The organism is Klebsiella sp. BIGb0132, assembly GCF_024810075.1.
Classification (GTDB): domain Bacteria; phylum Pseudomonadota; class Gammaproteobacteria; order Enterobacterales; family Enterobacteriaceae; genus Klebsiella; species Klebsiella terrigena.
In genome coordinates this window covers 104,654-119,501 of sequence record NZ_JANUDW010000009.1, presented here as the reverse complement: position 1 = coordinate 119,501, position 14,848 = coordinate 104,654, and the positions used below count along the sequence as shown (strand labels likewise).

At 58.7% G+C, this 14,848-nt stretch carries 15 protein-coding genes; 11 read left to right on the top strand and 4 right to left on the bottom strand.

The features are described from left to right. Window positions 1-70: 70 nt before the first annotated feature. From der to M2416_RS21570, 3 genes are all read left to right on the top strand, one after another. A complete protein-coding gene (gene der, locus M2416_RS21580) occupies window positions 71-1,549 on the top strand; it encodes a ribosome biogenesis GTPase Der (RefSeq protein ID WP_041146706.1) in 1,479 nt (492 codons plus the stop codon). A gap of 133 nt (window positions 1,550-1,682) precedes the next feature. After that, the gene (locus tag M2416_RS21575; RefSeq protein WP_259226626.1) at window positions 1,683-2,774 is read left to right on the top strand and encodes a Gfo/Idh/MocA family oxidoreductase; all 1,092 of its coding nucleotides are present in this window, start codon (window positions 1,683-1,685) and stop codon (window positions 2,772-2,774) included. Between the two features lie 49 nt (window positions 2,775-2,823). Continuing rightward, entirely contained in the window at window positions 2,824-3,048 is a 225-nt protein-coding gene (locus M2416_RS21570) for a zinc ribbon domain-containing protein (RefSeq protein ID WP_259226625.1), read from the top strand. Here M2416_RS21570 and xseA read toward each other — a convergent pair whose 3' ends face one another. Continuing rightward, window positions 3,049-4,419: an exodeoxyribonuclease VII large subunit gene (gene xseA, locus M2416_RS21565; RefSeq protein ID WP_259226624.1), complete on the bottom strand. Its 1,371-nt coding sequence runs from the start codon at window positions 4,417-4,419 to the stop codon at window positions 3,049-3,051. A 158-nt stretch (window positions 4,420-4,577) separates the two neighbouring features. On the opposite strand from xseA, the gene guaB reads away from it, so the two are divergent. Both guaB and guaA read left to right on the top strand, forming a co-directional pair. Then, the gene (guaB, locus tag M2416_RS21560) at window positions 4,578-6,044 is read left to right on the top strand and encodes an IMP dehydrogenase (RefSeq protein ID WP_041146702.1); all 1,467 of its coding nucleotides are present in this window, start codon (window positions 4,578-4,580) and stop codon (window positions 6,042-6,044) included. Between the two features lie 65 nt (window positions 6,045-6,109). After that, a complete protein-coding gene (gene guaA, locus M2416_RS21555) occupies window positions 6,110-7,687 on the top strand; it encodes a glutamine-hydrolyzing GMP synthase (RefSeq protein ID WP_041146701.1) in 1,578 nt (525 codons plus the stop codon). A gap of 142 nt (window positions 7,688-7,829) precedes the next feature. Here the strand turns inward: guaA and M2416_RS21550 are convergent, their stop codons facing one another. Beyond that, window positions 7,830-8,738, bottom strand: coding sequence for an AraC family transcriptional regulator (locus tag M2416_RS21550; protein WP_076947749.1), 909 nt, complete (start codon window positions 8,736-8,738; stop codon window positions 7,830-7,832). A gap of 237 nt (window positions 8,739-8,975) precedes the next feature. Here M2416_RS21550 and M2416_RS21545 point away from each other — a divergent pair, with 237 nt between their 5' ends. The 5 genes from M2416_RS21545 to M2416_RS21525 all read left to right on the top strand — a co-directional run bounded on the left by M2416_RS21545 (window position 8,976) and on the right by M2416_RS21525 (window position 12,134). Further along, complete coding sequence (locus tag M2416_RS21545) at window positions 8,976-9,719, top strand: SDR family oxidoreductase (protein ID WP_076947748.1); 744 nt, start codon at window positions 8,976-8,978, stop codon at window positions 9,717-9,719. A 29-nt stretch (window positions 9,720-9,748) separates the two neighbouring features. Then, window positions 9,749-10,030: a hypothetical protein gene (locus M2416_RS21540; protein ID WP_217698327.1), complete on the top strand. Its 282-nt coding sequence runs from the start codon at window positions 9,749-9,751 to the stop codon at window positions 10,028-10,030. 42 nt (window positions 10,031-10,072) lie between these two features. Further along, entirely contained in the window at window positions 10,073-10,927 is an 855-nt protein-coding gene (locus M2416_RS21535; RefSeq protein ID WP_076947747.1) for an SDR family oxidoreductase, read from the top strand. 610 nt (window positions 10,928-11,537) lie between these two features. Continuing rightward, a complete protein-coding gene (locus M2416_RS21530; protein WP_076947746.1) occupies window positions 11,538-11,771 on the top strand; it encodes a type II toxin-antitoxin system Phd/YefM family antitoxin in 234 nt (77 codons plus the stop codon). 30 nt (window positions 11,772-11,801) lie between these two features. Then, the gene (locus M2416_RS21525; RefSeq protein ID WP_259226620.1) at window positions 11,802-12,134 is read left to right on the top strand and encodes a type II toxin-antitoxin system RelE/ParE family toxin; all 333 of its coding nucleotides are present in this window, start codon (window positions 11,802-11,804) and stop codon (window positions 12,132-12,134) included. A 67-nt stretch (window positions 12,135-12,201) separates the two neighbouring features. Here M2416_RS21525 and M2416_RS21520 read toward each other — a convergent pair whose 3' ends face one another. Next, complete coding sequence (locus M2416_RS21520; RefSeq protein WP_259226619.1) at window positions 12,202-13,107, bottom strand: AraC family transcriptional regulator; 906 nt, start codon at window positions 13,105-13,107, stop codon at window positions 12,202-12,204. 97 nt (window positions 13,108-13,204) lie between these two features. Between M2416_RS21520 and M2416_RS21515 the strand changes: the two genes are divergently transcribed. Further along, a complete protein-coding gene (locus M2416_RS21515; RefSeq protein WP_259226617.1) occupies window positions 13,205-13,969 on the top strand; it encodes an SDR family oxidoreductase in 765 nt (254 codons plus the stop codon). Between the two features lie 153 nt (window positions 13,970-14,122). On the opposite strand, the gene M2416_RS21510 is transcribed toward M2416_RS21515, so the two are convergent. Beyond that, window positions 14,123-14,839 carry a class I SAM-dependent methyltransferase gene (locus tag M2416_RS21510; RefSeq protein ID WP_259226615.1) on the bottom strand — a complete coding sequence of 239 codons (717 nt, stop codon included), beginning with the start codon at window positions 14,837-14,839 and terminating at the stop codon, window positions 14,123-14,125. Window positions 14,840-14,848 lie beyond the last annotated feature (9 nt).

Here is a 14,848-nt window from a genome sequence, read left to right as displayed (position 1 = left end):
GGCCGTTTTCCTGTTTTTAAAAGCGTCGTGAAAAACGACGTTGCATAGTAATTTGTATGAGGCATTTAACATGATACCTGTGGTCGCGCTTGTCGGGCGCCCTAACGTTGGAAAATCCACGCTCTTCAACCGCTTGACTCGCACTCGTGATGCGCTGGTCGCGGATTTTCCGGGGCTGACTCGTGACCGTAAGTACGGTCGTGCTGAAGTAGAAGGACGTGAATTTATCTGTATCGATACCGGCGGTATCGATGGCACGGAAGATGGGGTTGAAACACGCATGGCTGAACAATCGCTGATGGCGATTGAAGAAGCTGACGTGGTGCTGTTTATGGTTGATGCGCGCGCCGGCCTGATGCCTGCGGATACGGCGATCGCCAAGCACCTCCGTTCTCGTGAGAAGCCAACCTTCCTGGTGGCGAACAAAACCGACGGCATCGATGCCGATCAGGCCATTGCTGACTTCTGGACGCTGGGCCTCGGTGATATCCACCCGATCGCCGCCTCGCACGGTCGCGGCGTGACCAGCCTGCTGGAGCACGTGCTGCTGCCGTGGGCGGAAGAGATCGACCCGTCGGAAGAAGTTGACGAAGATGCTGCCTACTGGGCGCAGTTTGAAGCCGAGCAGAACGGCGAATTGCCGGAAGAGCCGGAGGATGACTTTAATCCGCAGGATCTGCCGATTAAGCTGGCCATCGTTGGTCGTCCGAACGTCGGTAAGTCAACGCTGACTAACCGTATTCTCGGTGAAGATCGCGTCGTGGTCTACGACATGCCGGGCACCACCCGCGACAGCATTTATATTCCGATGCAGCGCGATGAACGCGAATACGTCCTGATCGATACCGCGGGCGTCCGTAAGCGCGGTAAAATTACCGATGTTGTAGAAAAGTTCTCGGTTATCAAAACGCTGCAGGCGATCGAAGACGCCAACGTGGTGCTGCTGGTTATTGATGCGCGGGAAGGTATTTCCGATCAGGACCTCTCCCTGCTGGGCTTTATTCTCAACAGCGGCCGCTCGCTGGTGATCGTCGTCAACAAGTGGGACGGCCTGAGCCAGGAAGTCAGAGAGCAGGTCAAAGAGACCCTCGACTTCCGTCTGGGCTTTATCGATTTCGCCCGCGTGCACTTTATCTCTGCCCTGCACGGCAGCGGCGTTGGCAACCTGTTTGAATCGGTACGCGAAGCCTATGACAGCGCCACCCGTCGCGTGAGCACGGCGATGCTGACCCGCATTATGACCATGGCTGCGGAAGACCATCAGCCGCCGCTGGTACGCGGCCGTCGCGTGAAGCTGAAATATGCCCACGCCGGTGGTTACAACCCGCCGATCGTGGTGATCCACGGCAACCAGGTCAAAGACCTGCCGGACTCCTACAAACGCTATCTGATGAACTACTTCCGCAAATCGCTGGAAGTTATGGGTACGCCGATCCGTATCCAGTTCAAAGAGGGCGAGAACCCGTTTGCCAACAAACGCAATACCCTGACGCCGAACCAGATGCGTAAGCGTAAGCGCTTGATTAAGCACATCAAGAAAGGAAAGTAAGAGATAAACCCGCCGCTGGCGGGTTTTTTTATTGCCGCAGAGCGCAGCATCCGCCGCGCAATCTACCCGGCGTTCCGCCATAATTCCCGTATTATTTCAGCGGATTATTTTGTGCTAACGGGAGTGGGGAACGATGCAGGCAGGATTTATTGGGCTGGGCGCGGTGGTGGAGACGGCCTGGCTGCCGGCGCTGAAAAATCTGGCGATACCGCTGGCGGCGTGCTGGGGTTTTGATAGCGATCCTCAGCGGATGCCGGAGGGCGTCAGCCGTTGCGGCTCGCTGGCCGCGCTGCTGGCAAAGCCGCTGGACATCCTGTTTATTACCACCGCGTCGTTGCAGCATCTTCCGGTGCTGGAAGCGGCGCTCGCCTCCTCCTGCCCGCGAATCGTGGTGGAAAAGCCGATCGTCGCGACTCTGCCACAAATTGCGCATCTACGCGCGCTGCTGCGCGCACCGGAAAACGCCCGCCGGGTGCTGGCGCTGGACCACTGGATGGCGCGCGACGGTGCGCTGAAGCTGGCGCTGGGCCAGCTCGATGCCCGCTGGCAGCCGGAGAACGGCGTACAGGCCTGTGGCCCGCTGCTCTCCTCGCCGCAGGATATTGTGCGTATTGACGGTTTTCTCCAGGAGCCCAGCGGGTTTGACGAGCGGGGCGACCCGGTGGCGCTGAATTTTGCTACCGGCAGGCCGGATACGCGCCGGCTGCGGCATCCCGACGGAGTGATCCTTGATATTGGCACTCACGTGCTGGCGATGCTGCGGGAAACGATCCGCTCCTGCGGCGGCGACGACCGAATCCACCTTCGGGTTCGGCAGGCGAAGGATCGTCTGGGTCGGGCGATTGCCCCCGGCGATACGCAAACCGCGGAAGGGGAGGCACATCTGCAGGGAGAGCTGAGCGGGATCCCGCTCAATATCTGGCTCAACAAGTATGCCGGTCCGGCGGGAGGGCAGAAGGGCATGCGGATAGCGCTGCGCGACGGGCGGACGATCAATCTTGACCGCCGTGAGAATAGCGAGGTGGTTGAGCTCGTTGCCGGCGAACAGGTGCAGCGCTGGCGGCGGGCCGGTGCGATCTACGAGCACTGCCTGGGGGAACATATTCTCGGCGCGGACAGCCTGTTTGTGCGCGCTCCCGATGAGGTCGCGCGGCTGACCCGGCGGCGCATCGACGAGGTGGCTCTGCTGCTGCAGCTTCAGCAGCAATTGCGCGGCCCGCATTGAACGGCGGTCGTGGTAAACTGGTCAGACGAAAACTGCGTAAGGAATCACCATGGAACTTGCCTGCCCCCTTTGCCACACGCCGCTGGAGCTGCAGGGTGGCCGCGCGCATTGCGGCCGCTGTAAACAAGACTTTGCCGTAGAAGCACGTTGTCCCGATTGCCACCGGCCGCTGGAGGTCTTAAAAGCCTGCGGGGCGATCGATTATTTTTGCCAGCACGGGCACGGGTTGATTTCGAAGAAGCGCGTTGAGTTCGCGCTGCCTGACCAGGCGTAGCTATTTCTTCTTCGCGCGGGCTTTTTTGACCGGCGCGATCGCCTTCACTTCGCTTTCAACCCAGCCGTCGTTTAAGCGGGTGGTTAGCAGATCGCCCGCCTTCACCTGCTTCGTTTGCTTCAGGACGCTGCCGTCGCTGGCGGAGGTGACGCTATAGCCGCGGGCGAGGGTCGCCAGCGGGCTGACGGCTTCGAGATGGGTTACCGTATTGCCGAAACGCTCGCGCTGTTCGCTCAGGCGCGCGCGGATGCTCTCTGCGAGACGATATTCCAGCTGCTGGATACGCGACTGGCCGCGATGAATACGCGGCTGTGGATTGTGGGCGTTCAGGCGCTGAAGAGCGCGCTGCTGGCGCTGATCGGCGCGCTTCATCTGCGTATCAAGCGCCAGACGCATCCGCTGGCGCAGCCGCTCAAGCGTCGTCTGCTGACGCACCAGGCGCAGCTGCGGATGCTGCTGCTGCAGGCGGTGGAAAAGCTGGGTAAACCGGCGATGGCGGTTAGCGAGGAAGTAGTCCATCGCCATTTCCAGACGCTGCTGCCCTGACTGCAGTTGGCGCAGCAGCTCCTGCTGGTTACGGCTGACGATCTCGGCCGCCGCAGAGGGCGTAGGCGCCCGCAGGTCGGCGACAAAATCGGCAATCGTCACGTCGGTTTCATGGCCGACGGCGCTAACAACCGGAATGCGGCTGGCAAAAATTGCCCGCGCCACCCGCTCATCGTTAAAGCTCCACAGATCTTCCAGCGAACCGCCGCCGCGGCCGACGATCAGCACGTCGCACTCCCGGCGCTGGTTGGCTAACGCGATGGCGCGAACGATCTGCCCCGGCGCGTCGTCACCCTGCACCGTCGTTGGATAAACGATAACCGGCAGAGAGGGATCGCGGCGTTTGAGGACCTGCAAAATATCGTGCAGCGCGGCGCCGGTTTTGGAGGTAATCACCCCCACGCAGTGGGCCGGGGAGGGGAGCGGCTGCTTGTGCTGCTGGTCGAACAGACCTTCTGCCGCCAGCTGCGCTTTCAGCTGTTCGTACTTCTGCTGCAGCAGCCCTTCACCTGCGGGCTGCATGCTTTCGACGATGATCTGATAGTCGCCGCGCGGCTCGTAGAGCGTGATATTGGCGCGTACCAGCACCTGCTGCCCGTGCTGCGGGCGGAAGTTGACGCGGCGGTTGCTGTTGCGGAACATCGCACAGCGCACCTGGGCGTTATCGTCTTTTAAGGTGAAGTACCAGTGGCCGGAAGAGGGCTGGCTGAAATTAGAGATCTCGCCGCTGATCCAGACCTGGCCCATTTCCTGTTCCAGCAGCAGGCGAACCGTCTGGTTTAGGCGGCTGACCGTAAAAATTGCGGGGGATTGAGATGGTAACATGTGAGCAAGATCAAATTTTAAATCAGCAGGTTAATCAGTCGATAGTAACCTGCTGGGAGGCGATCGCAAGTATTATTTGCAAAAAAGGGTAGATGCAATCGGTTACGCTCTGTATAATGCCACGGCAATATTTATCCACCCTGGTCGAGATATTGCCCATGCTACGTATCGCTAAAGAAGCTCTGACGTTTGACGACGTTCTCCTCGTTCCCGCTCATTCTACCGTTCTGCCGAATACCGCCGATCTCAGCACTCAGCTGACGAAAACAATTCGTCTGAATATTCCTATGCTCTCTGCGGCTATGGATACCGTGACGGAAGCGCGTCTGGCAATTGCCCTCGCCCAGGAAGGCGGCATCGGCTTTATTCATAAAAACATGTCCATCGAGCGCCAGGCGGAAGAAGTTCGCCGCGTGAAGAAACATGAGTCCGGCGTGGTGTCTGACCCGCAGACCGTACTGCCAACCACCACCCTTCGCGAAGTGAAAGAGCTGACCGCGCGCAACGGTTTCGCCGGCTATCCGGTGGTTACCGAAGATAACGAGCTGGTCGGGATCATCACCGGCCGCGACGTGCGCTTCGTTACCGACATGAACCAGGCCGTTAGCGTTTATATGACGCCGAAAGAGCGTCTGGTGACCGTGCGTGAAGGCGAAACCCGTGAAGTCGTGTTTGCTAAAATGCACGAGAAGCGCGTTGAGAAAGCGCTGGTAGTGGACGAGAGCTTCCACCTGATCGGCATGATTACCGTTAAAGATTTCCAGAAAGCAGAACGTAAACCGAACGCCTGTAAAGATGAGCACGGTCGTCTGCGCGTAGGCGCGGCGGTTGGCGCCGGCGCCGGTAACGAAGATCGCGTTGATGCGCTGGTTGCCGCAGGCGTTGACGTTCTGCTGATCGACTCCTCCCATGGCCATTCTGAAGGCGTTCTGCAGCGCATTCGCGAAACGCGGGCAAAATATCCGAACCTGCAAATCATCGGCGGCAACGTGGCGACCGGTGCCGGCGCGCGTGCGCTGGCTGAAGCCGGCGTGAGCGCGGTGAAGGTCGGGATTGGTCCTGGCTCTATCTGCACCACGCGTATCGTTACCGGCGTAGGCGTTCCGCAGATTACCGCCGTTTCTGACGCCGTCGAAGCGCTGGAAGGCACCGGGATCCCGGTTATCGCCGACGGCGGTATCCGCTTCTCCGGCGATATCGCGAAAGCGATTGCCGCGGGCGCAGCGGCGGTGATGGTTGGTTCGATGCTGGCGGGTACCGAAGAGTCCCCGGGCGAAATTGAGCTTTACCAGGGCCGTTCATACAAATCCTATCGCGGTATGGGCTCCCTGGGCGCGATGTCCAAAGGCTCCTCCGACCGCTACTTCCAGAGCGATAACGCAGCTGACAAACTGGTACCGGAAGGTATCGAAGGCCGCGTAGCCTACAAAGGCCGCCTGAAAGAGATCATTCACCAGCAGATGGGCGGCCTGCGTTCCTGTATGGGTCTGACCGGCTGTGGTACCATCGACACCCTGCGTACCAAAGCGGAATTCGTGCGTATCAGCGGTGCTGGCATCCAGGAAAGCCACGTTCACGACGTGACGATCACCAAGGAATCCCCGAACTACCGCATGGGCTCCTGATTTTCATCGCCCGGCCATGCGCCGGGCGATTTTATTTAATTGCTACTGCTCTGGAATAAACGTCAATGACGGACAACATTCATAAACATCGCATTCTTATCCTCGACTTCGGTTCTCAGTACACCCAGCTGGTTGCGCGTCGCGTACGTGAATTAGGCGTTTACTGCGAACTGTGGGCCTGGGACGTGACTGAAGCTCAAATCCGTGAATTCAACCCAAGCGGCATCATTCTCTCCGGCGGCCCGGAAAGCACCACTGAAGATAACAGCCCGCGCGCGCCGGAATACGTTTTTGAAGCGGGCGTGCCGGTATTTGGCGTGTGCTACGGCATGCAGACCATGGCAATGCAGCTCGGCGGCCACGTTGAGGCTTCCAGCGAGCGTGAGTTCGGCTACGCGCAGGTTGAAGTACAAACCGACAGCGCGCTGATCCACGGGATTGAAGATTCGCTGAGCGCCGACGGCAAGCCGCTGCTCGACGTCTGGATGAGCCATGGCGATAAAGTGACCGCCATCCCGTCTGACTTCGTGACCGTTGCCAGCACCGAGACCTGTCCGTTCGCCATTATGGCTAACGAAGAAAAACGCTTCTACGGCGTGCAGTTCCACCCGGAAGTGACCCACACCCGTCAGGGCCTGCGTATGCTGGACCGCTTCGTGCGCGATATCTGCCAGTGTGAAGCGCTGTGGACGCCGGCTAAGATTATTGATGATGCCATTGAGCGCATCCGTCAGCAGGTTGGCGACGATAAGGTGATCCTCGGCCTGTCCGGCGGCGTCGACTCTTCCGTCACCGCTATGCTGCTGCATCGCGCGATCGGCAAAAACCTGACCTGCGTGTTCGTTGATAACGGCCTGCTGCGCCTGAACGAAGCCGAGCAGGTGATGGACATGTTTGGCGACCGCTTTGGCCTGAACATCATCCACGTTTCCGCGGAAGATCGTTTCCTCGCCGCGCTGGCCGGTGAGAACGACCCGGAAGCAAAACGTAAAATTATCGGCCGCGTGTTCGTTGAGCTATTTGACGAAGAAGCGCTGAAGCTGGAAGACGTGAAGTGGCTGGCGCAGGGAACTATCTACCCTGACGTGATCGAGTCCGCGGCCTCCGCGACCGGTAAAGCGCACGTTATCAAATCTCACCACAACGTGGGCGGCCTGCCGAAAGAGATGAAGATGGGCCTCGTTGAACCGCTGAAAGAGCTGTTCAAAGACGAAGTGCGTAAAATCGGTCTCGAGCTGGGTCTGCCGTACGACATGCTGTACCGTCACCCGTTCCCGGGTCCGGGCCTCGGCGTTCGCGTGCTGGGCGAAGTGAAGAAAGAGTACTGCGACCTGCTGCGTCGCGCAGACGCTATCTTCATCGAAGAGCTGCACAAAGCCGACCTCTACAACAAGGTCAGCCAGGCGTTCACCGTGTTCCTGCCGGTTCGTTCCGTCGGCGTGATGGGCGATGGCCGCAAATACGACTGGGTTGTTTCCCTGCGTGCGGTAGAAACCATCGACTTTATGACCGCCCACTGGGCACACCTGCCGTACGACTTCCTCGGCCGCGTCTCCAACCGCATCATCAACGAAGTGAACGGTATCTCCCGCGTGGTGTATGACATCAGCGGTAAGCCGCCAGCGACGATCGAGTGGGAATGATTTCGCGTCTGGCAACAGCCTGCACGTAAAAGCAGTAAAGTACCTCTAAGCCCGCGTAACTGCGGGCTTTTTTGTTTTTGTATCTGGCAGCTTATGGGAGCAAGAACGCCCTGCCAAGGAGAACTTGATGGCAGGGGCAAGCTTAATGCGCTAACGCGATTGCATCCAGTTGAGTGGGGGCCATAAGTGCGAAGGCCGAGCGCATTTCACGTGCCTCCTCTCCTGGGCTGCGCCCAAAGAATCGCTTGAATTCGCGATTGAACTGTGACGGGCTTTCATATCCGACTCGTGTGCTGGCGGCTGCGGCAGTCAGATTGTCCCGGATCATCATTAGCCGGGCCTGATGAAGGCGTACCGATTTGATGTACTGGATCGGTGAGGTGGTAGTTACAGCCTTGAAATGAACATGGAAAGCAGGAATGCTCATGCCAGCTTCGCTGGCCAGCGACTCAACGTCCAGACGTTGGGCGTAGTCGTTATGGATGAGACGCAGAACTCGCGAGATCCGGCCGAAGTTTCCCTGATGTGCCAGCGCTGCCCGTATCGCACCGCCCTGTGGCCCCATCAGGACGCGAAAGATCAGCTCTCTCACGATAGCCGGCCCCAGTATTCTGGCTTCAAGCGGTGAGGTCAACGTCTGGAGCAAGCGCACGGTCGTGTCGACCAGTGGCGCATCTAGCGGGGTAGAAAGAATGCCCACGGGCGTGCTCGCCGAAGCACAAGCGTGATGCTCTACTTCGATGACCAGATCGGCGACGGCGGTCATATCCAGCCTTACGGATACCGCCAGCATGGGCTCGTCAGGGCACGCATCCGTTTCCGTTGAGAACGGTAATGGCACCGACAGGACCAAATAGTGCAGGGCATCGTAGTGATAGACCTGATCGGCCAGATAACCGCGCTTGTGGCCCTGGCAGACGATCACGATGCTGGGTTCGTACAGCACGGGAATGCGCCCCAGCGGACGATCTGCTCGCATCAGACGCACGCCATCCAGCAGGGATCGCGTGTATCCCTCATGTGGGGCAAGCTGCTGGATCAGCGTCCCCATTTCGGTATGCCGGGTTATATCTGAGTTCGATCTGTTCACGGTGATTCCTGGGAGCGTTTTATGAATAAGATATATTTATGCAATAATTTTCCTGAATTAAACATATAAAAATAGAAATAGGCAATTACGCAATAGTTCTGCACCTCGTCCGATCCCAGTGACTCGCCTACGATTTCACCTTGTTCAAACCGCCTCCATTGGTCGAGTTTCTTCAACCTAAGGCAACAAGGAGAAATGATGGAATCCACCCACACGAATAACCCCAAGGTCATTGTGCTGACCGGCGCCAGCAGCGGCATAGGCGAGGCTACGGCCCGACACCTGGCGCAAATGGGGCACCACCTGATCATCGGGGCGCGTCGCATCGACCGCCTTACGGCATTGCAAGAGGAACTGAGCGTGCAGGGCGTCCATGTCGATGCGTTTGTGCTCGACGTCACCCAATTGGCAGACGTGCAGCGCATCGCTGCTTTTGCACAACAGCGCTATGGCCGTATTGACGTGCAGATTAACAACGCGGGCGTCATGCCGCTATCCCCGTTGGCGGCACTCAAAGTCGATGAATGGAACCGCATGATCGATGTCAATGTGCGTGGCGTTTTGCATGGTATCGCAGCTGTGTTGCCTGTCATGCAGGCGCAGGGCTACGGGCACATCATCAATGTGGCGTCAATCGGAGCGCATGTGGTTACGCCAACCGCTGCCGTCTATTGTGCCAGCAAATACGCTGTTCGCGCGATCTCCGAAGGGTTGCGTCAGGAGATGGACGCCTTGCGAGTGACCGTTGTCAGTCCCGGTGTCGTGGAGTCGGAGCTGGCTGACTCCATCAGCGACGAGACAGCGCGCGCGGAAATGCGTGCGTTCCGCCGCATCGCGTTGCCCCCGCAGGCTGTAGCGCAGGCTATTGGCTATGCGATCTCGCAACCAGATGACGTGGATGTCAGTGAAATTATCGTGCGGCACACCGCGAGCCCTTACTGAACTACACCTTTTCTCTTCAAGGAAATCTCATGCCTCACTCAACTGCTATTTTTCACGACAAGCCGCTCGCCGGGCGTGTCGCCATCGTCACTGGAGCAGCCAGTGACATTGGTCTGGCGATGACTGAACTGCTGCATAGTCAGGGGGCATGTGTGGTCGCGGCAGGACGTGGCAACAGCGTCAATGCTTTGGCACGAGAAGGCATCGTGCCGCTGGTCGCGGACGTGGCACAGGAAAGCCAGCGTCACGTTGGCCGTCCAAACCGCGCCAGAACATTGTCGGCGCGGTGGTCATGGCCGACGGCGGCATGAGCGTCTCCGTTGCGTAGTTCAATTCACTAGGAGTATCACACCATGCAAGTACCTAAAGATTCCAAAGTCTGGTTCATTACCGGCGCTGCTCGCGGCATCGGGTTTTCTCTGGCACGCCAGGCGCTGGCTCATGGCGATGCCGTAGCGGTCACCTCACGCTCCCTCGACAGCCTGCAGCAGGCCTTCGGGCAGGGCAACACACGTTTGTTGTCGCTGGAGGTCGACCTGACCAGCGAGGCGAGCGTGCAGGCCGCCATTGATAAAACGATTGTCAGGTTCGGTCGCATCGACCGTGTGGTGAACAACGCTGGTTACGCCCAGCAGGGCACGGTCGAGGCACTCACCGATGCCGAGTTACGCCGCAACTTCGAAGTCAATCTGTTCGCGTCTCTGCACGTGCTGCGGCATGCTCTGCCGCATCTGCGCACGCAGCGCAGTGGCCACATCTTCAACGTGGCCTCCATTGTTGGCTTCCAGGGGGGCTATGCGGGCTGGGGTAGCTATACCGCCAGTAAGTTTGCGATCGCCGGGTTGACCGAATCGCTGGCGGCTGAAGTGGCGGAGTTGGGCATAAAGGCCACCGTTGTCTATCCTGGACCGGTACGCACGGACTTCCTGGCACAAGGCGTGCTGGGCGTGGCCCAGCGCTCGATTGCTGACTATACCGAAGCCCAGGCTTCTCTGAATTTGCACTTGAACGGACTTCATGGAAAGCAAGCAGGTGACCCCGAAAAAGTCGCCACGCTGATCCTGCAGGCGTCCCGCGTCGCCGAGCCCCCTATCCATTTGTTCGCCGGCAAGATCGCCACCACGTTGGCCGAGCAGAAAATGCAGACGGTCAGCAAGGATCTGGACGCATGGCGAGGTGCCTCCGATGCAACCGACTTCACCGACTAAGGCGCAGCAACCGGATGCTCTTCACGTTGCAAGGGAGATATTGCTTTAACCACGGCAGGCTGATGTCTGTTCGTCACCTGACCAGGGTCAACCAAACTCGGCGTGACTCAGTGCTTCGCGGAGCGACGATTGGAAGTATTTCTGTCAGAGAAGAGGTTCATGGTACTAAGCATGATATTGCTCCGTGTAATTACGTTAATCACTTGTAAAAAAAGGTTTAATTGCCTTGTTGATGACTGAGCGGGAATGATTTACAGCTAGTTCATAGCTAATCGCAACTACTCAAATACTTATCTAGCCCTCTGTTAATACAGAGGGTTTTTCTTTGTTAATACCGAGTTGGAGCATTTATCACAAGAGGCGTATAGGCTGGTTGTATTTAGACCAGAAGATGAATGGCGATCGAAGCATACAGGTAAAGAAGGTGCATTAATGTTTGTTCTTGAGCACGTTGAGTTACTTTTGATCGAACAGGACGGTGCTGAGATAAGTTCTCGATAGGCCAGGGCATTCGCCAGGCAGATATCAGCCCTCATGCATCTTGTTGGTGGTCTAAATATGGTCTATATTAAAACCGATGCATGATCGATGACCATTAGGTGAACGCACTATGAAAGTAGAGACAATCAGCTACGTTAAAAAAAACGCAGCAACGCTTGATCTGTCAGAACCGATCCTGGTCACCCAAAATGGTGTGCCTGCTTATGTTATAGAGTCCTATGAGCAGCAGCAGGAGCGGGAAAACGCCATTGCTTTGCTGAAGTTGCTTACCCTGTCAGAGAAAGATAAAGCGGAAGGGCGCATCTTCTCGAAAGACCAGTTGCTGGATGGACTTGCGGATTAAACGCAGCGCGCTCAACGTTAAGGGATTTCCATGGAACAGCAGGTGACCTTTGAGTACACGCTGACGGTAAAGCATTGCATCGACACAATAGCGGGTTTCCTGCGCCGTGTTGACGTTGAGCCGCGCCCGGTTATCGCAGATATACTCACCCAGTTCGAACGTACCGTTGGTCAGTTTCCACTGGGATGCCAGATTTGCCCTGAGCTGCTAAAAATTGGCTGCGCCAAATACCGGGAGTTTAATCACGCTGAAGGCTACCGGGTTTTGTATTCCGTAGACGGAACCTTAGTGACCGCGCATGCGATCCTGGCACATCGGCAGGACGTTCAGCAGCTGCTGTTTAAGCGTCTGATAATGGTCTGATAACCCTAAATACGTGCTGTCCGGCAATCATACTAATCTAAATTCTGATCTGTCCCCGTTGGCTAAACTAGCCTGCGCTGAGCGCTCGCGCGTAGCGGGCCGGGGGCATGCCGACATAGCGGGTAAACGCAGCGCTGAAGCTGCTTGCCGATCCGTAGCCCACGCGTGCCGCAATCTGCTCGACTCCGCTCTCTCGATCGCGCAATAGCTGCTTTGCCAGCGCCATCCGCCAGGCCAGCAGATACGCCATAGGCGGCTGGCCAACGATACGATTGAAGCGTGCAAAGAAGGCTGAGCGCGACATTGCCGCGGCGGTCGCCAGCTCGCTGACGTTCCAGGGATGTTCGGGCCGGGCGTGGATCGCGCGCAGGGCGACGGCGAGACGTTCGTCAGCCAGGCCGCGGCTTAAACCCGGCGCGGATGCCGTTTCCGTTGCCGAGCGCAACGCCTCGATCAGCAGCACCTCAAGCAGCCGCTCCAGCACCAGCCCGCGGGCCGCGCGGCGTTCACGGGTTTCCTCGCCGATCAGCTGTATCAGCGTGGCAAGGCGGGGCCGGTCGCGCACCAGAACGATATCCGGCAGGAGCGAAACCAGCAGGGCGGCGTCGGGCGTGCCGAAGCTGCAATGGCCGATCAGCATGCGCAGATCGGCCGGGCCGTCTTGGCGCCCAGCGTGAAAATGCCCCTCGGCGACCTGGACAGGCAGCGTGGCGGGCATGTCGTCCGGCGCATCAAGGCTGTCGTTGACCAGATCCCGCATCGCAGGAGCAAGAACAAAGTCGCCGGCCTGCAGAGTAAACCGCTGATTTCCGTCGAAGGTGATGCGACAGCTTCCCTCTAGTATTGCGCAGTAGAAGGGCTCACCCGTCGCCGCACGCTCAATGCGCCATGAACCGGCACACTCCACCAGCTTTGAAAAGCGGGCGGCCGGCTGCAGCAGGGTGACGATATCGGCAAGCGGATCTATGAGCATAAACAGGACTATCTCTAAAGTTTTGGCGACTAAAGGCTATATTAAGTCCTCCGCGGCGTCGCTACCATGAGGATGTTCATTTTTAATGGAGATGCCTATGTCTACGATATTGATTACCGGCTGCTCGTCCGGCTTCGGCCTGCAAACCGCAAAGCTATTCCTTGCCAGGGGCTGGGAGGTGATTGCCACAATGCGCACGCCGACGGAAGGTCTGCTCCCGGCCTCTGAACGACTGCGGGTGCTGGCGCTGGATATCACCGATCCCGCCAGCGTCGCCCGGGTCGTGGCGGCGGCAGGTCCAATCGACGTTCTGGTCAATAATGCCGGTTTCGGGGCGCCGTCTCCGGTTGAGCTTACGGCGCCGGAAACCGTCCACGCCCTGTTTCAGACCAACGCCGTTGGCACGCTGGCAATGGTTCAGGCCGTCGTGCCGCAAATGCGCCAGCGCCGGGCCGGCGTGGTCATCAACGTCACCTCGACGGTTACGCTCAAACCATTGCCGATCGTCGGGATTTATCGGGCAAGCAAGGCGGCGGTAAACGCCTTCACCGAGTCGCTGGCGGTGGAGATGGCGCCCTTTGGCGTGCGCGCGCACATCGTCTTGCCCGGCCGTTCGCCGGAAACTCGCTTCGGCGCTAATGCCCGTCCGCACGTGCGCGGCATGGACGATGCGGACTATGCCCCGATGCTGCAGCAGTTCATCCGCAGCGTGCAGGAAGACGCCGGCCCGGTCACCCATGCGTCCGATGTGGCGCAAGCGGTTTGGCGGGCAGCGACCGATCCCGCCGCTCCGCTACGTATTCCCGCCGGGGAAGATGCAGAGCTTTGGATGAATGAGGCGGGTCTGTCATCGCGATATTAACGCCCGCAAGGAGCCGTCTTTCAGCCGCACAGCGGCGGTCAGATGGCTAATTATACGCTGGCAGCAAAACCTGTCCGGATGCGCGGCCCTGGCAGGTTTTTTGCCGCGCGGGGGTTTAGCAGGGCGCTATTTGTTATTACGGCGGCGCGTCGTTCATGTTGTCTCCGGCAGCCGTCGGGCCAGCCATGCTCCCCAGAACAGGCTGGAAAAGAACCTCACCGGCTGGTCAAAACCGGCTCCTGCGAGCAGGGATATCACGGCTTCCTCTGACCGCGGCGGCTGCGCGCCTTGCAGAATTTTGTCCATCTTTGCCCGCCGCTCCTCGACTCCCGCTCCGCTCATTTTCCAGCGATTCTCCCAGGCCTTCATCAATAAGGGTTGCGAAGCGTAGGGCCGATAATTACCCGCCACGACCAGCGGCGCGCCGGGCTTCAGCCGCGCGGCGATTTGCTGCAGGATATTCAGTTTCTCCGCATCGCCGGCCAGGTGGTGCAGCACTCCAATCATGATCCCTGCATCAAAGAGCGGGGCGGCCGCCAGATCGATGACGCCGCCGGAAACCGTTTCTACCCGATCCGTGAGATCCGCCTCGGTGATAGCGGAGCGGGCAAGTTCCAGCATCGGCGGCGACGGATCCACCGCGACGAAGGACCACTGCGGCTCCAGCGCCGCGGCGGCAATGATTTCACCTGCCGTGCCACCCGCACCGACGACCAGAACGCGCGCCGGGACGTCTTCACCCAGCGCGGCAGAGAGCATACATGCGGAGAGTTCGTGGCAGGCATCGTAGCCAGCGAGCGCGATTCGGCTCTGCCTGGCATATTCTCCCGCGCGGGAGGCATCGAATTTGCTGGCGCTATTTTGGGTCATACAAGCTCC